This window comes from Oerskovia sp. NPDC060287 (assembly GCF_042726775.1).
GTDB lineage: Bacteria > Actinomycetota > Actinomycetes > Actinomycetales > Cellulomonadaceae > Oerskovia > Oerskovia merdavium.
Map to the genome: position 1 here is coordinate 1 of NZ_JBHXBO010000020.1, position 21227 is coordinate 21227.

Below are 21227 nucleotides of genomic sequence, written 5' to 3' on the forward strand. Positions count from 1 at the left end.
CTACCGCGACGAGCCGGTGAAATCGGTGATCTTGCCCGAAGGGCACGTCGCCAACTTTGATCGATACAAGCTCAAGGAGCCCGACCTCGGGATCATCGAGACGTGGGACGGGTTCGTGCGCGACGTGGTGGCGAATCGCGAACTGACGAAGGATGACGAGGTGCGTCGTCTGCCCGGCCACCCGATCTGGTTCCGTGCGCGCGAGTCTAGCTGGGTCAGTCAGCAGAGTCGTGAGGCGGATGAGAAAGGTCAGGAATGGAAGCACGACTTCCTGCGAAAGAACATCGAGTTCTTCGAGAGGTACAAGAAGGAAGCGGACTCGGCTGCGGACGCCATCTGCGACTTCAAGCCGAGTCGTCAGAAGTTCGAGTGGCAGGCTCAGGATGCGATGAGTCTCTCGGAGTGCCTGATCCAGATGCGTCCCTCAGGTATCCGCGTCAAGAAGGCGACGTACGCGCCGGCGCTCGTCGCGATCAGCCAGACGCCGATCTACGGGCCGGAGATGCGTAGGCTGACACCAGTTGAAGCTGCCCGGCTCCAAGGATTTCCTGCAGCCGTGTCGAAAGCTATGGACCAGGCTGGCAGGGGGGACGCGGCCTCTTACAAGCAACTCGGAAACGCTGTGCACGTCGGCGCGGTGCAGTTTGCGCTGGCTCGCTTCATGGAACACTTCGAGAAGCAGGGGCTTCACCCCAAGCTTAGGCCTCTGGTGACGGCCTGCCAGCAGTCGATCGCCGGTCGGACGCAACAGCACGATCAGCCCGCACTCGATCTCGGACCGGCACCTGCCGATGGCGTCCGGACCGCGGCCGACGCCGCCTGAGCGTCTCGTATGAAGGCGCCTCAGCCGCAGAGCGTCCCCGGGCACCCCGGCAGCTCGTCGGTGGCCGTGTCACGTCGCATGAGGGTTGCGCGTCGACGTGACACGGCCCCTGAGGTGGCCTTGCGGAAGGCGCTCCACGCGGCTGGGCTGCGGTACCGGGTCGCGTACCCGGTCCCGGGCCAACGTCGTCGGACGATCGACATCGCCTTTACCAGGATCCGGCTAGCCGTGTTCGTCGACGGCTGTTTCTGGCACGGCTGCCCGGAGCATGGAACCCGGCCCCGCGCGAACAGCGAGTGGTGGGCGGCCAAGCTCGCTGCGAACCGCGCGCGCGACGCCGACACGGATCGTGTGCTCGCAGAGCTGGGTTGGTTCGTGGTCCGCGTGTGGGAGCACGAACCAACCCAAGAGGCCGCGGATCGGGTGCGCGCGGCAGTCGGCGCGTCTCAGGCTTCGGCGACGAGACCGAGCGCCCGGACGGAGGAGAAGACGTAGCCGTCCCGGATGATGCCGTCGACCTCGTCCGGGCTGACGCCGAGCGTCCGGACGATCCCGATGGCAACCTGTGCGATGTACTCCCACTGGATCGACGTCTGCGTCTTCTTCGGTCGGATCCAGACCTCGCTCGTCAGGCGTCGGAGATCAGGGGCCACCGAAGCGATGCGCTCGCCGACCTGCTCGCCGAGCGCAGCAGTGGCCAGGGTGACCCCCAGGAGGCTGGCGACGAGCTGGAGGTCCTGCCACCGGTCTCCGTTCTTTCCGTCCTTGAAGGTGTCGGCCCAGGCGTCGGCCGCCAGGTGTGCCTGCATCGCCTTCGAGATGAGGGAAAGGGCATCGGTGACCCGTGCTCGGTCACGCATGGGGTCGCCAGGAGTCTGCGCACGGTCGAGCAGGTAGTTGATCTGCTGAGCAGTCGAGAGCCGCCGAGGCTCGTCGTCCTCGTTGACCGACTCGACGAAGATCATCGAGAACAGCCAGGACAGGATCTTCGTCCGTCGGTACCGCGCGTCGCTGACGCCGTAGTCCACGAGGGCATCGCTGATCTTCTCGATGATCGACCGGTCGGGGAGCAGGAACGGCGCAGCGATCTCCAGGGGCGGCCCGTCCCCAGCAGCTGCTGCGAGCGCCCGCATGAGGTCGAGCTCGTGGTAGACGGCGTTGCGGATCTCCTCGGCGTTGAGGTGCTTCCCCTGCTTGTTGTACAGGCTGAAGACCTCGTGGATCTGGCGGGGCGAGGCCTCGGTGTACTCGATGACGGGGACCTTGTAGTCGGTCGTCGACTCGAAGATGTCCCGGACCTGGACGCGTTCTCCGCCGACCCTGACGATGTCGTCCTGGATCGAGTGGTAGTACTTGCCCGCGAGCCCGGAGAGCTCTCCTGCGAGCCCGGCCGACGCGCTCCCGAGCTTGTACGGAAAGTACAGCTCACGTTCTCTGGTGCTGGTCAGAGCCTCGCCCGTCGCGTCCTTCCAGGCGGTGCGGAACCTGGGGTAGTCGGTGCGGAACAGGGAAGTCAGCTCGAAACCGGGGTTCTCCCGGCCTGCACGCTCGACGTTCGCAATCGCGGTCGGGTGGGCGCCGATGAACCGGAGGATGGATGTGAGGCGCTGTTTCCCGTCGACCACCTCGTAGGGGGCCTCCCCGACCGTCTTGGGCCGCAAGATGATGACCGAGGGGAGCGGGATGCCACGCAGGATCGACTCGATGAGAAGCTGGGCGTCCCGGGTCGGCCAGACGTCTCCGCGTTGGTAGGACGGGCTCAGGTCAAGACGGCGAGACTTGGCGCGGGACGCGAAGTCATGGATCGACCAGATGCCGGCCTTGGCCATGATCGGCCCAGACACGGTCTCGTCGACGGTCTCGTCCCACGCGGCGATCCATGCCGACGTCGCGGACGTCCGGTTCCCGGACTCGAGTGCGTCGAGGAATGCGTCACGGAGAAAGACCGCGCGGTCGACCCGGTCACGGAGGAGGTCGAGACCGAGATCGGTGAGCGCCACCTCGTCTCCAGCGACGACGAAGGCCTCGGACGGGTTGTCGACGCTCAGGTCGCTGAAGAGCTGCGACGCGAGAGCTGCGCTGGGCGCCAGGGGCTCAAGCGGACGAGAGAGGCGGAGCCACTCCTGGACCTGGATGACGCGATCGAGCCAGAGCCCTTGCTCAAAACTCACGTCCGAGCCCTCGAACTCGGCGATCAGGTCGACCGCGGCGGGGGCATCCGTCGAGGCCGAGAGGGACGCGAGGCCCACTGCGATGGCCTGCTCGAGATCGATACGGTCTTCCACATCGACGATGGCGTTGCGGTAGTGCACGGCTGTTCTCCCTCATGCTGACGGCGAGATCGACCCGAGCGCGACCCCCCCGGGCGCGATCCTAGCCTCGGACGATCGAGTCCATCGTCCACAGCTGAGGGTCGAGGCAGGCGGCGCCACCCGATTTCGCCCACTCGAACCTGTCCTGGACCAATTACTGAGGCTAATGTGCAGGTTGTCCACGAGTTTCGGGGGTGGACCGGGGACACAGGGAGCAGCGATGAAGCCGGACGACGACGTGTGGCGCGAGCACGACCGATGGAACGCCATCTTGGCGGAGGTGCTCTTTCCTCCTCAGGAGACGCCGGCGCCTGTCTATATCGATCTCGAACCTGAGACCTTGACTGTGATCGGGGAGCGAGCCGGTGTCGCTGAAGACGCAGTCGTGGATGCCCTGGCACGGGCCGTCGCCAGCACTGTTGACCTCGAGAGCGCAAACGGGTTCCGCGAGCATCGGGCGAGACTCTCTGACTGGAGAACGGGGACCAGGGAGGGTACGTATCCACTGATCGCCCTCCTTGCGGTCTTCAGTCTTGCCGCAGAACGGATGGCTAGCGGTGACGGGATGTCGGCCAGCAACTACTACGGCCGCCTGTCTGAGCTGTTGGGCGGGACAACAGAGAAGCTGGGCCACGCCTATCGACGTGACGCCGAGCCGTTCTGGGGCGGGCTGAATCTCTGGCTCACAACCGTAGGCGGTGAGCGGGGGCTGCCGACCGCCTACTCCGTCGGCCTGCGCTACGTCGGGTTGGCGGTCTCTCAGGCCCTGGTCCGCGAGGCAGATCGGCGCCGGCTCGAGCGCTTCTTCGCCCACTTCGACCTCTCACCGCGCTCCGACCTGCCTCCGTCGGAGCTCGTTCCTCTGCTGGGGTCGTGGATCGACCAGACTCCGAGCCCGGCGAGCCAGCACCTTGTGAAGCTGTGGCGCAAGGAGTCTCTTCAAGACCGGGTCGCCGAGGTGGCGGCGACGCTGCTGAGCGAGTGGAACGGTGTCGAGGACTCCGACGACACGATCGGGGAGAATCGGGGCCGGGCCCAGCTGACTCTCAGCCTGAAGTCGTTCCCTCGGCGCAGTCTCCGGGTGGTTCCTCAGTTCTTCCTTCCCGAGCCGACTCTCGTTCGGGAGGTCGTCCTGAGGGGTGAGCAGGACGAGAGAGTTCGCCTCGAAGCCCGGTCTCTGGGGGTGATGGGGTTCGCGGAGCCGGGGCTCGTTGACGCCGAGAGCCTTCTGGAAGGCGTCCTGACCATCGAGGACGAGCTGGCAGGAACCGTGACCCGTTACCCGCGCGGTCTCGTGGTCTTCAAGCGGGACGATCTGACGGCTTCCTGGGTTGAGGTGAAGCAGGTCCTCATGGGCGATGACGTGATCGTCCTCGTGGCGGACCGGATCAAGGAGGAGGCCTCGGCCGTCCTGAACGAGGTAGCTCGCCCAGGATGGACCGAGGAGGGCTCGCTCGATGGAGTGCCGGAAGGCTGGACCCTCGTCCGAGACATCGAGGTGTTCTCGCGTCCGCTCAAGGAAGAGAACCTGAAGACGGACCTTCGGGCACTCATCCCGCTGACCAGCAGCCAGCTGAAGCTCGCTGGAGGATTCTCGCTCCCTGGCCACCTGCGCAACAGGTGGCACGTGATGAGCCCGCCCGAGCTGCGGGCAGTCACGGACTCGGACGAGCCGTTCACCGTCAAGCTGTTCGACCTCGGTCCAGTAGGGGAAGCCGCTGAACCGCAAGAGCTGGAGGAGTGGCCCGACGACGGCACCGGGTCGGTCGTCCAGGCGTTGGACGGCCTCGACCTCGAGGACGGTGAGTATGCGGTCGAGCTCTCGATCGGGGAAGTGATCCGTAGCCGGAAGGTTTTCTCGCTCAGATCGTCCGACACCCCCGACGAGATCCTCTGGAGCAGGGCACCGTCCATCGCTCACGGACTGGGTGACGCGCTCTCCGCCGTCGGCGCCGGGCCTGAGGATGCTGCCGGGCCACTGGTCCAGGGTGTGCTGCTGGAGGAGGGAGCGACGAATCCCGGGCTCGAGTCGACCCTGCCTGACTCCAGACCGTGGTGGCGCGCCGCGACCGATCAAGAACGAACGCGATCGATCAGGCTGGCTCGACCCGATCTCGAGTCGTGCTTCTACACTGGCAGTCACCACTTCGACGTTGAATACGTACCCGTTGACACGCAGGGACGGCCGCTCGCGCCGTCGAGCATGGGGACGTGCCGTGACTGCAACCTCCAGAAGCGATACTCCTCGAGCTTCTGGCGAAACAAGAAGAAGCACGAACGCAACCGGGCCCGGGCCGAGGTGCCTCGCGTCGATGTCGCAGTGCTGCCTTCCGTCCTGCACGACGACCTCACAGTCGACGATCACTGGGATATCGCCCTCGACGCCTTGCGCTATGCCGGTGGGGGGCCGATCTCAACCCTGGAACGCATCGCCCGGCAGATTGATCCCAGTCGGGTCTTCATCACGGAGTTCATCAGTACGTTGGAGGCGCTCGGCCACATCGAGATCCGGCGGTCACCCGAGACCCTGGCACCTGAGGGTTGGGAGGTCTGTCCGACGACGATCGTCGATGCGGGCGGTCAGCGTGTCTTGACGGGGTACTGGAGCCATGAGCTCATCGCGGGGCTCGAAGGGGCGGCTGAAGAGCACGGTCACCGCGTGGATCCGGTCCCGATGGAATCGGGCCCGACTCTCTGGGGGACGTCGGCGGGCAGCGCTGAGCTCCTCGAGTGGCTGGACATCGGTGAGGTCATCCTGCCTGGGCGTGCTGGGCTGGCGCTCGCCGGGGCGCTCCCACGACTCAGCGAGGTCGTCGCACGCCTTCCCCGTCGCAGGGCAGGCGCGCACGCAGAGACCCAGTGGTTCGACCCGACGCGTGCTTCGTGGGTCGATGTCGTCGGCATGGAGGGCCCAGGGGCCTACCGGGTCGGGCGGTACAGCACCACCTACTACCTCCGGACGGAGGCTGACCTCGCCGACGACACCGCGGCGTTGGGGGATGTCTACCTCGTCAAGCATGCGGCGACGGCGATGACGGTCGGCAGGACGCTGAGCGCATACTCGCCTCAAAGCCGGGATCTCGCGGTACCGCTCGGAGCGAACCTGCCCGGTCTGTACCAACGAGCCGTCGTCCTCGACTCCGGTCGGGCACCCCAGAAGCGACGTGGCTATCTCGTCTACGGCGACGTCTCTCCTGAGGTCGTCGGTCGCATCACCTACCTGCTCACCAACTGAAGGGCCCGACACGTGGCATCGCAGCCGAACCCGGTCACCGTGGGGTCTCGTATCGAGGAGACGCTTCTTCGGTACATCGACACCGCCTTCTATCTCCGTGACGGATCCCTGCGCCAGGAACGCCGACGGCTTCTTTCCGGTGAGGTCCCGCTCGTGCCGAGCCCGTTGCTGGAGCCGGTGCTGCCGTACGACGGCGTCGTCGATGCGGTCGAGGCCTGTACCGCTGTCGGCCTCGAACCGCACGAGGCTGCCTGGCTCGTCGAGGGGCTCTTCGGTGCGTCCGCCGGCGGGCTCAAGCTCCGGGGGCACCAGGCCGAAGCACTCAGCGTCGCGATGCGGGCGAGCGGTGTCACCAACCCGGTCGTCACGTCGGGGACGGGTTCTGGAAAGACCGAGTCCTTCCTCTTGCCAGTCCTTGCGCGACTACTGCTCGAGTCACGTGAGTGGCCCGCGGTAACAGGTGCTGCCCAGCCCTGGTGGGACAGCAACCCACTGCGTTGGCGACCTGTGCGTCAGGAGAACCGCGACGCTGCAGTACGGACCCTCGTCCTCTATCCGACGAACGCGCTCGTCGAGGACCAGATGTCCAGGCTCCGGCGCACGGCGCGGCGCATCCATGACGCTGGTGGCCCAAGGCTCTGGTTCGGGCGATACACGTCCGCGGCCCTGGGGGGGACCAGGATGCCTCCTCTGACGAGCAAGAGCCCGGTCGTCGCGTCCGTCGCAGAGGCGATGCGGGAGCTTGTCACCGAGTACGACTCGCTGACGACGGGCAGCCCTGACATCGTGGACTTCCTCTCAGACCCTCGGAGGGTCGAGCTCCTCACCCGTTGGGACATGGTCTCGACGCCTCCTGACGTCCTCGTGACCAACTACTCGATGCTCAACATCATGCTCATGCGCGAGATGGAGCAGCCGATCTTCGAGAAGACGAAGGCCTGGCTCGACAAAGACCCAGCCAACGTCTTCACTCTCGTGGTCGACGAGCTGCACCTCTATCGAGGAACCCAAGGCTCTGAGGTCGCGCTGATCCTCCGCAACCTTCTGCTGCGTCTCGGCCTCGCGCCAGACTCCGCGCAGCTGAGGGTGATCGGCACGAGCGCCTCGCTCGACTCGGACTCCGGGGAGTATCTCGAGCGCTTCTTCGGAGTTCCCCGAGACTCATTCGCGCAGATCTCCGGAAGCGCACGGACAGTGGACGTCGCCCTGCCTGTCGATGCGGACCAAGCGCTCGCAGGAGTGAGTGAGGAGCCGCTGGACGCGATCATTGCCGAGGCCTGCCGGGACGCGAGCGGTCAGACGAGGGCGACGGCACTCGGGGACATCGCCGCGCGGGCGTTCGGGCCTGGCGGGACCGAGGAGCAGGTGACCAAGGCGTTGTCGCTCATCGGGGAAACGCCGTCGGCGGAACCCATCCCTTTCCGCGCGCACTATTTCATGAGGACGATGCGCGGGATGTGGGCGTGCTCCGACCCGGCGTGCACTGAGATTCCTGCTGAGAGCGCTCGAGAGGTTCCCGGTGTCGGGCGGCTGTTCGCCCGGCCCGTGCGGCAGTGCGCCTGCGGGGGACGCGTGCTCGAGCTGCTCTACTGCGGCAACTGTGGTGATGCGAGCCTCGGCGGGCACGTCCTCGCACAACCGTACGGGCCTGAGGAGGCGTTCCTCGGGGTCGACCCGTCGGAGGTCGACGCTGAGCGCACCAAGTTCGTCTACGAACGAAGCACGAGCGAGTATCGGTGGTATCTCCCGCGACGGGACGGTATCGGTGTGTCCTGGCAGCACACAGGTCCCGGCAAGAAATCCTGGAAGTTCACGTTCGCCGCCGCTCACCTCAATCCCCGCAGCGGGTACCTCGACCTGGACTCTGAGACCCCGACGGGGACCGTCATGACGTGGGCGGGGCCGGACAAGTCCTGGCAGCCGCCGGCTCTGCCATCACACTGCCCTCGGTGTGGACACTCACGTCGGCAGAGAGGGTTCGACTCCGGCCGTGTTGCTTCCGCGATCCGCGCCAACACCCAAGGCGCCACCCAAGCGGCCCAGCTGCTGGTCTCGGAGATCTTTCGCGAGCTAGGCGACGACCGCGACTCGAGCAGGACGATCGTCTTTACCGACTCACGGGACGACGCAGCTCGCATGGCAGTCGGCCTGTCGATGAACCACTACGCGGACCTGTTGCGCCAGCTCGTCCAGCAGGCTCTCGCGTCTCCCGCGGAGGACCTTCCCCGCCTGATGAGGGCAGGGGTTCGGGGCGAGCTCAGCGGGGCGGACCTGGCGAGATACGGCCAGCTGACGAAGGACTACTTCGCGCTCAACCAGGCGTACATGCTGGATAGCTTGGGCATGGCGGGGCCCGCGCACCACCGGATGATCGACGAGTTCGAGCAGACATGGAGTGCCGGCACCGCCAGGCCCTGGTCCAATCTCGTGGATCACGTCAGCCAGCGATTCGTCGAGATCGGCGTCCCACCTGGCGGCCCACGAGCATCGTTGCTCACCCTCGACGACGGCACGCCTTGGTTCAAGGCTTTCGAGCCACCGGTCGCGGGGGAGTGGGTCCCGATCGCGGACGTCACGAAACGTCAAGGCTTGCAGAAGATGTCTCGCGATGGCCTGGTGGCATCGATGGGACAGGTCTTGCTCGGATCCTCCGACAGGGACTCTGAGGAGACGTTGGTAGCGTCCTTGCTCCCGCGCTCGGTCGCAGTCGACGAGGATCCGACGCTGGCAGAGATCGTTCGGTCGTCGCTCAGGATCATGCTCGCGGCAGACCGCTGGATGCCACAGGACCGCGCGTCTCAGTCTCAGTCTCAGTCGCAGGTGAAGGCTGTGGTCGACTACGTCACGCGTGCTGCCGCGCGAGCGGGCCTCGACGGGCAGGTGCTCCTCGGGACGGTCGAGGCCCGCCTCGCGTCACTCATGGATCACGGCACTGTGCACCTCGATAAGCTCGACCTTCCCCTGGACGTCCTGCCTGCGGGGGACACGGTCTGGGTGTGCGATCTCTGTGGCCGACGCCACCTCCATGAGTCGGCTGGTACGTGCACCAGGTCCGGATGTTCCGGTGAGCTGGCGGACGTCGAGCGCGATCTTCTGGGAGAAGCCGACTACTACGCCTGGCTCTCCGGGCAGGCGCCCCAGCGGCTCGCGGTCGCCGAGCTGACCGGTCAGACGCGACCGCCCGAGGAGCAGCGTCGTCGTCAGCGTGTCTTCCGAGGTGCGCTACGACCGGAACCCCAGGAGAACCGGCGTGCGACGCCCCTGGACGTCCTGAGCGTGACGACGACGATGGAGGTCGGAGTCGACATCGGCTCGCTCCGGTCGACGGTCATGGGGAACATGCCACCTCAGCGCTTCAACTATCAGCAGAGAGTCGGACGAGCGGGACGTTCAGGGCAGGCCTTCTCGTTTGCGGCCACCCTGTGCCGTGACCGGTCGCATGACGACTACTACTTCGCGAACTCCCACAGGATCACCGGGGACAGACCGCCGCAGCCGTTCCTGGACATGGGCCGCGCGAGGATCCTCCGGCGAGTGGTAGCCGCCGAGGTGCTGCGCCGCGCGTTCGCAACCCTCGCGGACCCGCCAGCGCCACGGGGAGACAACGTCCACGGAGCCTTCGGTGACTTCGACGAGTGGCCGAAGTACAGACCGGGGGTCGAGGCGTGGCTCATGGCGAGCTCGGAGGTGGGCTCGGTCGTGCAGCGGCTGAGCCGCCTCACGGGGCTGTCGGACGACGAGGTCGACGAGATCGGGATGTGGGTACGCAGTGATCTCGTGCTCGAGGTCGATGAGGCGGCGGAGTCGGAGGTGCACACGCAGCGCTCCTTGAGTGAACGTCTCGCCAACGCGGGCACGTTGCCGATGTTCGGCTTCCCGACCAGAGTGCGCTATCTCTACCGGACCGAGGTCGACGGAAAGTCGACGGCCAACGAGATCAGTGACCGCCCGTTGGGCCAGGCGGTCTCGCTGTTCGCCCCTGGGGCTCAGATCGTTCGCGACGGTTGGACATACACCGTCAACGGGTTCTCGGCCTGGAGGCGTGGAGCGGGCAACAAGCCCTACGGCGTGGACCCGCTCCGCTCGTCCTTGTCGCTCGTCCGGTGCACCATGTGCGGCGCGTCGACGGTGGCCGACCGCTGGCAGACGTGCCCGGTCTGCGCTGGGCCCGTGCGCGAGATCAAGGTCTATCAGCCGGATGGTTTCCGTACGCACCCTGATCGCAAGGACGGGGCGATCGAAGACCGCGACGCCGCGACAGCGTCCCGCCCGGTGCTCGCGTGGCTCGACCCGGGCGAGCCCGACGGGCGGTACGGGGCACTCGACGTCTGGGGTCTTGAGCAGGCAAAGCTGCTGACGATCAACGACAACAACGGGCGCTTGTTCCCGATGTACTCCCATTCCGACAAGTCGGTGATCGTCCCCGTGGTCGGCACCGATCCTGGGTCGATGGCCAAGCGGGACGAAGCGGCGATCGGCGAGGTGAGGGTGACCGATGCGACACTGATGCTCGTCCGCGACGCTGAGCTCGTCACCGGTGTCGTGCCCACCGACCGGTCGATCGCTGCCGCCGGGCAGTCGGCGATGCTCTCGTTCGCTGAGGCACTCCGACGCGGGTGCCAGGCCGAGCTGGACATCGATCCCTCCGAGCTGGTCGTGGGGATCCAGCCTCGGACTGTCGGTGGTGTCCGAACGGCTGCTGTCTACGTCGCGGACACCCTGGAGAACGGCGCAGGCTATGCCGTGGAGCTGGGTGGCGGTCGCCTGGGCGACGTGCTCGAGCGGCTGGCCGACGAAGTAGGTCTGACGTGGGCGGGACGGGCGCACAGCGAGTGCGACTCCTCGTGCCCCGACTGCCTGCGCTCGTGGGACAACCGTCACCTCCACGGAGCGCTCGACTGGCGCCTAGCCCTTGACGTCACCGACCTGGCGCTCGGTCGCCATCTGCCCGCTGACAGGTGGGCAGACGTAGCCCACCAGTCAGCGGGTCAGTTCGTCAGTGCGTTCGGCGAAGCTGTCGAGGGACTCTCGGTGGACGAGACCGCCGGCGTCGTCGTCCTGTCAGCGGGCCGGGTCGCAGTTCCCGTCGGGCACCCGCTCTGGTCAGCGGACTCGTCGTACTTCAACGACGAGCAGACGGTCGTCGAGGAGCTCCTGCGGGCGGAGGGCCGCACCGTGCGGTGGACCGATGCCCGCACCCTGCGGGCGCGCCCAGACCGTGTCTTTACTTACTTCGTGTCCTGAACCCACGGAAGGGCCTGTCATGGCGTTCCTCGTCTCGCTCTCGCCGCTCTCTCCGCTCCAGGGGGCCCGACCGCACTCTGAGTCGGAGTGCACCTGGCGCATCTCCAGCCGGGACGGCGAGCGGGTGCTGCAGCTCGACACCTACGGGTCACCTCAACGCAAGGATGTGGGGACCATCAGTCAGTCGATCCAGCTGGACGAGATCAGGGCAGCCGAGCTGGTCGCGATCCTGCGGTCGGCATTCCCCAGCATCTCCTGACGTCTGCTCCGGCCTCGGGGCCGCCACCCCGCCCTCCGCCACCACCCGCCAGGTACGATCCGCCTGGACCCTTTCGTCCTCCTTCCCGCCGTCTAAGGGGCACCACCGCACCATGAGCACCACCGTGTCCGTGAGGACCGTCTCCACCTTCAACGCAGCCCCGGGTTCTGTGGTCGTCGTCAGGGACGAGGACTGGCTGGTGACGGGGGTCGAGCCGGCGGCGGACGGGTTCTTCGTCCACGTCGTCGGGTTGTCCGAGCTGGTCCGGGACACCGAGGCCACCTTCAGCACCGCCCTGGACACGATCCATCAGGCCGACCCAGCAGCCACCCAGGTCAAGGGCGACGCGTCCAAGGGCAACCGGCGCACGCGGCTGTGGTTGGAGGCGATGCTCCGCAAGACGCCGGTGCCGATCGCGGACCCGAGTCTCACGACCGCGCACCGCGCCCTGGCAGACCCTCTGGAGTACCAGTTCGCAGCGGTCCGTAAGGCGCTGGACCCGGACAACCTGCGTCCTCGCATCCTGCTGGCGGACGCGGTGGGTCTGGGCAAGACCCTGGAGATCGGCATGATCCTCTCGGAGCTGGTCCGGCGGGGGAGGGGCGAGCGCATCCTCGTCGTGACGCCCAAGCACGTCCTGGAGCAGATGCAGTTCGAGCTGTGGACGCGTTTCGCGCTCCCGTTCGTGCGCCTGGACAGCACGGGCATCCAGCGCATCCGTCAGAAGCTACCGGCGAACCGCAACCCGTTCACCTACTTCAAGCGGGTCATCATCTCGATCGACACCTTGAAGAGCGACAAGTACGTCGCGCACCTGCGCAAGCAGCGGTGGGACGCGGTCGTGATCGACGAGTCGCACAACGTCACCAACACGTCGTCGCAGAACAACCGCCTCGCGACGCTGCTCGCGGCGCGCACAGACGCCCTGATCCTCGCGTCGGCGACGCCGCACAACGGCAAGGCGGAGTCGTTCGCGGAGCTGGTACGCATGCTCGAGCCGAGCGCGGTCAAGCCGGACGGCACGTTGGTCGAGGACGAGGTGCAGCGGCTCATCATCCGCCGGCACCGGCACCACCCGGACGTCGCGAGCGTGGTGGGTGCGGACTGGGCGGAGCGTCTGGAACCAGACAACCAGGAGGTCACGGCCTCGCCGGTCGAGAACGAGATCGCACGCGAGCTCGAGCAGACGTGGCTGTGGCCCGAGGGCGGGGTCAGCCCGTACTCGGGCAAGACGGCGAGCCTCTTCCCGTGGACGCTGGCCAAGGCGTTCCTGTCATCCCCGGCGGCGCTCGCGGCGAGCGTTCGTGAGCGCCTCAAGCGGTTGGGCGACGGCCCGGCAGCGGCCACGGAGCGCGCGGCGCTCGAGACGCTGCAGGACCTGGCCGAGCGGGCGCTGAGTGCGCCGTCGGGCAAGTATGACGCCCTGCTCGCGCACCTGCGGAAGATCGGCGTGGGCCCGGCGAGCGGGATGCGCGCGGTCGTCTTCGCGGAGCGCGTCGCGACGCTGGACTGGCTCCAGCAGCGCCTCATGAAGGACCTGCGCCTCAGCAAGGAGCAGGTCGGGGTCCTGCACGGCGGTCTGAGCGACACCGAGCAGCAGGACATCGTCGACTCGTTCAAGCTCGCCTCGTCGCCGATCCGCGTGCTGGTCACGGGGGATGTCGCCTCGGAAGGCGTGAACCTGCACAGCCAGTGCCATCACCTGGTGCACTTCGACATCCCGTGGAGCCTGATCCGGATCGAGCAGCGCAACGGTCGTATCGACCGGTACGGGCAGAAGCACCAGCCGCAGATCACGACGCTCCTGCTCAGCCCCGAGGGGCGTTTCGGTGGTGACTTCCACGTCCTGACCAAGCTGGTCGCCCGCGAGCACGAGGCGCACAAGGCGCTGGGCGACACCGCGTCCCTCATGGGCACGTACGACGTCGTCGCCGAGGAGGACGCGATCCGCGACGTCATCCGGGGGCGCAAGCGGCTCGAGGACGTCGTGAGCACGGTCGAGGAGGTCGCGGCGAGCGCCGGCCCGGCGGGCTTCCTGGCCCGCCTCATGAGCCTGGGCAGCGAGAGCGCGGTGCCCGACGGCGGAGCGTCGCCCCAGGCGTCCGCCTCCCCTTCCTCGAGCGGCGGTTCAGGCGTGTACGACGACGAGCTGAGCTTCCTGGAGGACGCTCTCCTCGAGGCGTTCGAGACCCCAGGGCTGCCCGTCGTGAAGGGCGGGGTGTCCTGGAAGACGTTCCCGCAGCAGCAGATCGTGAGCATCGAGCCGCCGCGGGACCTGCGCCAGCGGCTCGAGGTGCTGCCGCAGTCCTACCTTGCCGCTCGCCGGGTCACCGAGACGCTCCGGCTTGCAACGAGCACCGCGCGCGGCAAGCGCGAGATCGAGCAGGCGAAGAACGCTGAGTCCACCTCGACGTGGCCCGAGGCGCACTACCTCGCTCCGCTGCACCCCATCGTGGACTGGGCCGCGGACCGTGCGCTCGCGAAGCTCGGCCGCGACGAGGTGTTCGCGGTGCGAGGAGACGTCGAGGAACTGACGGTCTTGCTGCAGGCGACGCTCACGAACAAGCGCGGTCAGGTCGTCGCGACGTCGTACCTGCACGTGGTCTTCCCGGACGTGGCCAACGCGCGCTTCGCCCTCGCGCAGGTGAGGGAGAGTGGCCAGGACTCCGTCGAGTCCCTCCGCCTGGCCACGGTGAACACGGGTGCTCTGGTGGGGGCCGAACGGCTCCAGCCGTTCGTGGCTGCGGCAGTCGGCGCCGCCACCGCGCCCCTTGAGCAGCAGATCGCCGCGATCCGCGCCGAGACCGAGGGCAGGGTCAAGCGGTGGTTGGAACGCTCGAAGAAGTGGCGCATGGAGGCCGACGTGCTCGTCCAGCGGCAGGACCTCGAGCGGCGCCGTGAGGACGTGAACGAGGAGTCGGAGCTCGCGCAGTCGATGCTCCCGGACCGGACCCTGGTTCGGCCCCTCGTGGTGGTCGTCCCGGCGGGCACAGACATGACGGACATCGTCGGCGACGAGCCGGCACACGCGCAGTCGGCCGAGCCGCTGCTGGACGGAGCACTCTGATGGCCGTGAGCGACGCGATCGTCGTCGGCGAGGACTGGATCAGCGAGCACTATTTCGCGACCGAGGGCAAGCAGTCCTTCCATGCGCGCGTGCTCGACCGCCGCAAGGCCTGGGACACCGAGAAGGCGGAAGGTAACGGGACGGTCCGCTCGCGCTTCACCGACGCCCGCCGGGAGCTCCTCTCGACCTTCGCGGGCTTCGGGGAGGAGGGCGGTCGCAGTGACGACCTGCCCGCGCTCTACGAGCGTCTGCGCGAGATCCTGGGCTTCACCGGGATGGGGCTCACGGCGCAGCATTCGGGGCCCGTGGTCCGCATCGGTGCGACCGGGCTGACTGCAGACCCGCCGTTGGCGATCATCGAGGCTGTCGCGGTCAAGGACGCCGAGGTGCTGCTGGCCAAGGGCGACGCGCTGCACCCGCGCGAGGCCGACAGGACGCTGCTCACGCCGTACGAGGTCGACGACAAGACCCAGATCGTCTCGGTCGCCCGGTTGCTCTCGCACCTGTTCGTCGCAGCTGACGCCCCCGACTTCGCGTTGGTCCTGGCCGGTGGCACGGCGTTGGTCGCCGAGAAGGAGCGGTGGGCCGAGGGGCGCTACCTCGCGGTCGACCTCCAGCTCGTGTGCGAGCGCGCCGAGGACAAGCGCGGCGGCGAGATCGATCGTGCGCTGACGTGCCTGAGTGCGGAGTCGCTCGCGCCCGACGCCGAGGGCAACCTCTGGTGGCCCGGCGTACTCGAGGAGTCGGTCAAGCACACCGTGGGTGTCTCGAAGGACCTGCGCGAGGGTGTGCGGCTCTCGATCGAGATCATCGCGAACGAGGTGGTGCGCCGGCGTGCTGCCCAGGGGCTCGAACCGCTCCCCGGGGTGCAGGCGCAGCCGCTCGCGAAGCAGTCGCTGCGCTTCCTCTACCGCATCCTCTTCCTGCTGTACGCCGAGGCGTCGCCTGAGCTGGGTGTCCTGCCGACGGGTGAGCAGGCGTACGAGAAGGGCTACAGCCTCGATCGGCTGCGGGAGCTCACGCTCGTGGCGATCGAGAGCCCCCGGGCTCAGCACGGGACGCACCTCTACGAGTCCCTCGCGGTGCTGTTCCACCGCGTCGACCAGGGGCACGACGGCGGCGAGACCGGTCGCGATGGTGCAGAGGTGCCGGGGCTGACGTTCAGGTCGCTCAAGGCGGACCTGTTCACCCCCGCGGCGACTGCGTTCATCGATCAGGTCGGCCTGGGGAACGCCGAGCTCCAGCGCGTGCTCCAGCACCTGCTGCTGAGCAAGGAGGTCAAGGGCAAGGACCGCGGCTTCATCTCCTACGCCGAGCTGGGGATCAACCAGCTGGGCGCGGTCTACGAGGGCCTCATGAGCTACACGGGCTTCTTCGCGGAGGAGGACCTGTACGAGGTCGCCAAGGACGGCAACAGTGAGAAGGGGTCGTGGGTCGTCCCCACGCGTCGTGCGGACGGGATCCAGGAGAAGGACTTCGTCAAGGCCCTCGATCCTGTGACCGGAGAGTCGAAGCCGGTCCTGCACGAGCGCGGGACGTTCGTCTTCCGGCTCGCGGGTCGTGAGCGCCAGCAGTCGGCGTCCTACTACACGCCTGAGGTGCTGACCCGCTTCACCGTGGGCCAGGCCCTGGTCGAGCTCATCGGGCCGGACGAGGTCAAGGAGGGCTCGGTCGAGTGGGAGGGCCGCGAGGTCCCCCGCAAGATGTCCGCCCGCGAGATCCTGAACCTCACGGTCTGCGAGCCGGCGCTCGGGTCGGGGGCGTTCGCGATCGAGGCCGTGCGCCAGCTCGGCGCCGCATACCTCAAGCGCCGTCAGGAGGAGCTGGGGCAGCGGATCGACCCCGACTCCTACGCGCGCGAGCTGCAGAAGGTCAAGGCGTACATCGCGCTGCACAACGTGTACGGCGTGGACCTCAACGCGACGGCCGTCGAGCTCGCCGAGATCTCGCTGTGGCTCGACACCATGGGCGAGGGGCTGCAGGCGCCGTGGTTCGGGCTGCACCTGCGAGCCGGCAACTCGCTGATCGGCGCCCGCCGCGCGGTGTTCCGCCGCGACCAGGTCGTCAAGAAGGACTGGCTCAAGGCGATCCCACGGGACGTGTCGCTGCTCCCCGGGCTACCTGGCTCCGAGGCTGCGGGTGTGGACGGCGGGATCCACCACTTCCTGCTGCCTGCCGAGGGGTGGGGGGCTGCCGTCGAGGCGAAGGAGGCCAAGGAGCTCGCGCCCGACGCGCTCGCGCGGCTCAAGGCGTGGCGCAAGAGCGTGCTCGTGCGCCCGACCGCCGCGCAGGCCAAGGCGCTCGACGACATCGCGCTGCGCGTCGAGCAGCTCTGGGACATCGCGCTGCGGCGGCTCACGATCGCGGAGTCCGAGATCCGCCGGCAGGTCGACGTGTGGGGCGTCGACGACCTGCCTGACGGCGGGGCGGTGACCCGCGAGCAGATCGAGACGAGCCTTGCCGACGCGCGCGGGGCGTACCAGCGCCTGCGCCGCATCATGGACGCCTGGTGCGCGCTGTGGTTCTGGCCACTCACGGACGAGCTGACCACGCGGGTCGAGATGTCGGACGACGGGGTGCGCCGTCGCGTCCGGATCGACCCGCCGTCGCTCGGCGAGTGGATCGACGCGCTGCAGAAGCTCGTCGGCGTGACGGTCTCGGCAACGAGCACCGGCACCGGCAAGCGCTGGCGCGGCGGCGACCAGACGTTCTCTGACGTGGCCGACTGGGACGAGCTCGGTGCTGCAGAAGATGTCGACCTGGGCTTCGCGCAGGCGCTCGACCCCGTGAAGGTGCTCGAGGCGCACCCGTGGCTCGGCGTCTGCGAGAGAGTCGCCGCCCAGCAGGGGTTCTTCCACTGGGAGCTCGACTTCGCACCGGTGTTCGCTGGGCGCGGAGGGTTCGACCTCCAGGTGGGGAACCCGCCGTGGGTGCGTCCCATGGTTGACATGGAGGCGCTGCTCGCTGAGGGCGACCCGTGGTGGCAACTGAAGGGCAAGGCGACGGCCGAGGAGTTGGCCGAGCATCGCAAGGCAGGGCTCGGTGTGGCGGGAATCGAGAGACTTGTCGTCGAGAGTATCGGCGATACCGAGGCGACCAAGGCGTTCGTGAGCGCATTGCAAGGATTCCCTCATCTCGTGGGACTCCAGCCTGACCTGTACCGCTGTTTCATGGAGGTCACTTGGCGGCATCAGTCGCTTGCCGGGATCACTGCACTGATCCACCTGGAGTCACACTTCACTGACGAGAGTGCTGGTCCGCTCCGCGCGGTGACGTATGAGCGCCTGAGGCGTCACTGGCAGTTCATCAACGAGCTTCAACTCTTCGAGATCCAGCACCAGAAGCGGTACGGCATCAACGTGTACGGATCAGCGCGTTCACCAGAGTTTGTCCAAGCGGCATCCTTGTATCACCCCGACACGGCTGCTCGGTCGCTCGTGCATGATGGGTCGGGCGAGGAACCCGGTATCAAGGATCCGGAGGGCGATTGGGATCTGCGACCGCATCGCGCCCGCATCGTCAAGGTCGACGAGGATGTTTTGGCGACATGGCATCAGGTACTGGAATCGGCAGAGGTCCCAGAGCGACGGACCCGCATGGTCTACGCGGTCAATCGCGCAACATCAACAGTGCTCGACAAGTTGGCGATGGCGCCTCGGATCGGGTCACTCGGACTGCACTTCTCTGCAGGGTGGCATGAGAAGAACGATCGTACGAAGGGATTCTTCGATTCGGAGTGGGGCTCTCCACCTGCCTGGAAGGAGGCGATCCTTCAGGGTTCACATCTCGGCGTGGCCGCCCCTCAGTACAAGCAGCCCAACCCGACGATGCTTCACAACACGGACTGGACCGCCGTCGACCTAGAGGAGCTTGGTCCCGAGACCATCCCCGCGACGTCGTACAAGCCACGGGGGAGCCGCGCGGCGTACGACGCGGCGTACACGCACTGGACCCGCGAGGTGCGCGAGGCGCCGGACGGTTCCGCCCTTGACGTTGTGCCCACCGCCGACCCGCAGTACGTGCGTGCCGTCGAGCACCGCACCGACACCGACGGCACCCGAATCCGGACGGAAACGGTCTCGGCCCGAGGCTTCTACCGCCTCGCCTGGCGGTGCATGGCAGCGAATACGGGAGAACGGACTCTGATCCCCGCAGTTATTCCCCCCGGCGCCGCTCATGTTGACGGCATCTACTCGATGGCTATGCCGACCGAGCGCCCGTCCACCCTGGTCACGGTCGCTGCGACATTCCAGTCGCTCGTGTCTGATTTCGCGATCCGCATTGCTCCCAAGTCGACGATCCGGTCTGGAACGGCGTCGCGGCTGCCTCTGATTGAGCCTGGCCCGCTTCGTTCGGAACTTCACCTCCGCACGCTCCGCCTCAACTGTGTCACCGACGCCTACGCCCACCTCTGGGCCGACTGCTTCGACCCGGCGTTCACCGATGATTCCTGGACCGGGCTGCCCGAGCGCTCCGGATTCATGGACCTCGGCGACGTCGGGCCGGTCTGGACTCCCGCGACGCCGCTGCGTCGTGCGGAGGACCGTCGTCAGGCGCTCCTGGAGATCGATGCGTTGGTCGCCCTGTCCCTGGGCCTCACGGCGGACGAGCTCTGCACCATCTACCGCACGCAGTTCCCGGTGCTTTACGGCTACGACCGCAACCGCGACCACTTCGACGTCAACGGTCGCATCGTGCCCAACAGCGTCCTGACCCTCTGGCGCAAGAAGGGCGGCAACGAGGGCCGCTACTCGCACGACGAGCTCACCGCGACCCACCCGGGCAGCGGTGTCGAGTACGTCTACGAACTCCCGTTCGAGACCCTCGACCGGGAGCAGGACATGCGGATCGCGTACGCGGAGTTCGAACTCCGCCTCGCGGAACGCGCGCCATCCTGACGGATCGAACATATCGATTAAGCTCAACACGGGGAGAAGGGCATGAAGATGCCCACACCCGCGACGGTGGACGTGAAGCGACTGATCAACCGATGCGATCTTTTGATGTACCGGTCGTTGGATACGGACGCTCGCCTCGCTGTTCGCTCGCACCTCCGACACAGGGAGCATATGACGAACCCTGGCGGCCCGGCAGTAGCGATCTCAGAGGTGTTCTCACCCGGGCTTTCATCGGTTGCCGGGGGGCGCTGCTGGTAGGATGTCTGCCAAACCCGAGATTGGACGAACCTGCAGGTCAGCGCCCGGGGGCGTCGATCAGATCACCGCGCCTAGTGAGAACACCTCTCAGATTGGGCGATGCCCGAAGGAGTGAATTTGAATCCGAGATTGAGGGCGATAGACAAGAACATTGCCGATTGCCGCGAAATGATCACGAAGTGCACATCGCAAGCGGACGGCTTCCGGAAACTGGAGCCATCGTTCTTTATGTCGCAACGAAAGATTGACAAACGAGTTTCGTTGTTCTCGCGCGAAGCAGAGCAATGGGAGCGGAGGCTCGCGAAATGGGAGGATAAAAGGGCAATTGAGGTCGCGACTGACTAGCTGTTCTGGATCATGAGGTTGGTGACGCTGGCTGGGAGTCGTGAGGCTGGGGGTTGGTTCCCGATGGCGGTGTGGTGGCGATGGTAGTTGTAGTGGATGTTCCAGGTCTTGAGGGCTTCGGCGCGTTGTGCTTCGGAGGTCCAGAGGCGTGAGTAGAGGAACTCTTTGGCCAGGATCCGGTTGTAGCGTTCGATCTTGCCGTTGTGGCGGGGCGTGGCGGGGCGTGTAGGGGCGGATGCGTTGGTGGCGTGATGCGGTCGCGGTGATGGTCCGGTGGAACGCGGCGGCCTTGTAGTTGGCGCTGTTGTCGGTGATCACGCGCACAACCCTGGTGATGGCGTGTGCGGCGAAGAAGGCCCGGGTGCGGGCCCAGAATCCGATCGTCGTGGTGGCCTTCTCATCGGCCAGGTGCTCGGTGTAGGCCAGGCGGGAGTACCCGTCGATCGCGCAGTGCAGGTAGACGTAGCCGGTTCGTGTGCCACGGGTATTGGTGCGGGCTGCGGCCTTCGCGCCTGGTGATCCGCGTCCGTGAGCGCGCCATCCGCCGCCGTCGGGGATGCGTCCGACCTTCTTCAGGTCGAGGTGGATCATGTGGCCGGGGAACCGCGCGGTGATCTTGCCGACGACCCTGTTGGAGGATCCGTCGGGATCCAGGTCGCGGCGACGGTTGATGCCCAACCGCACGAACCAGCGCCCGATCGCGGTGAGAGAGACATGCGGAGGGCTTCGTCATGAGGGCAACTTAGTGATGCGCTGACGCCCTGCTCGCAGCCGCGTCCAAAGTTC

Annotated in this window: 8 protein-coding genes and 1 pseudogene; 7 read left to right on the forward strand and 2 right to left on the reverse strand. The window is 67.0% G+C overall.

Annotated elements, in window-relative coordinates:
- Together ACFWFR_RS03385 and ACFWFR_RS03390 are read left to right on the forward strand one after the other, a co-directional pair.
- Positions 1 to 823, forward strand: an 823-nt coding sequence (locus ACFWFR_RS03385) for a DNA cytosine methyltransferase (protein ID WP_377621180.1), incomplete at its 5' end; no start/stop codon positions are given.
- A gap of 78 nt (positions 824 to 901) precedes the next feature.
- A complete protein-coding gene (locus ACFWFR_RS03390; RefSeq protein WP_377621181.1) occupies positions 902 to 1318 on the forward strand; it encodes a very short patch repair endonuclease in 417 nt (138 codons plus the stop codon).
- Here ACFWFR_RS03390 and ACFWFR_RS03395 read toward each other — a convergent pair.
- On the reverse strand, positions 1270 to 3108 hold the full coding sequence (locus tag ACFWFR_RS03395) for a DUF262 domain-containing protein (protein ID WP_377621183.1): 1839 nt from the start codon (positions 3106 to 3108) through the stop codon (positions 1270 to 1272). The two genes, ACFWFR_RS03390 and ACFWFR_RS03395, sit on opposite strands and share 49 nt — an antisense overlap.
- 247 nt (positions 3109 to 3355) lie before the next feature.
- On the opposite strand from ACFWFR_RS03395, the gene ACFWFR_RS03400 reads away from it, so the two are divergent.
- The 5 genes from ACFWFR_RS03400 to ACFWFR_RS03420 all read left to right on the forward strand — a co-directional run bounded on the left by ACFWFR_RS03400 (position 3356) and on the right by ACFWFR_RS03420 (position 19838).
- Positions 3356 to 6370 (forward strand): hypothetical protein, encoded by a 3015-nt coding sequence (locus tag ACFWFR_RS03400; protein ID WP_377621185.1) that lies wholly within the window; start codon positions 3356 to 3358, stop codon positions 6368 to 6370.
- Between the two features lie 12 nt (positions 6371 to 6382).
- Positions 6383 to 11614 (forward strand): DEAD/DEAH box helicase, encoded by a 5232-nt coding sequence (locus tag ACFWFR_RS03405; protein WP_377621187.1) that lies wholly within the window; start codon positions 6383 to 6385, stop codon positions 11612 to 11614.
- A 19-nt stretch (positions 11615 to 11633) separates the two neighbouring features.
- Positions 11634 to 11873: a hypothetical protein gene (locus tag ACFWFR_RS03410; RefSeq protein ID WP_377621189.1), complete on the forward strand. Its 240-nt coding sequence runs from the start codon at positions 11634 to 11636 to the stop codon at positions 11871 to 11873.
- 112 nt (positions 11874 to 11985) lie between these two features.
- The gene (locus ACFWFR_RS03415; protein WP_377621190.1) at positions 11986 to 14940 is read left to right on the forward strand and encodes a helicase-related protein; all 2955 of its coding nucleotides are present in this window, start codon (positions 11986 to 11988) and stop codon (positions 14938 to 14940) included.
- A complete protein-coding gene (locus tag ACFWFR_RS03420; protein WP_377621192.1) occupies positions 14940 to 19838 on the forward strand; it encodes a class I SAM-dependent DNA methyltransferase in 4899 nt (1632 codons plus the stop codon). Before ACFWFR_RS03415 ends, ACFWFR_RS03420 begins: the two co-directional genes overlap by 1 nt.
- Before the next feature lie 599 nt (positions 19839 to 20437).
- Here the strand turns inward: ACFWFR_RS03420 and ACFWFR_RS03425 are convergent.
- Positions 20438 to 21149 (reverse strand): annotated as a pseudogene (locus ACFWFR_RS03425) (integrase core domain-containing protein); the annotation flags it as partial.
- Positions 21150 to 21227 lie beyond the last annotated feature (78 nt).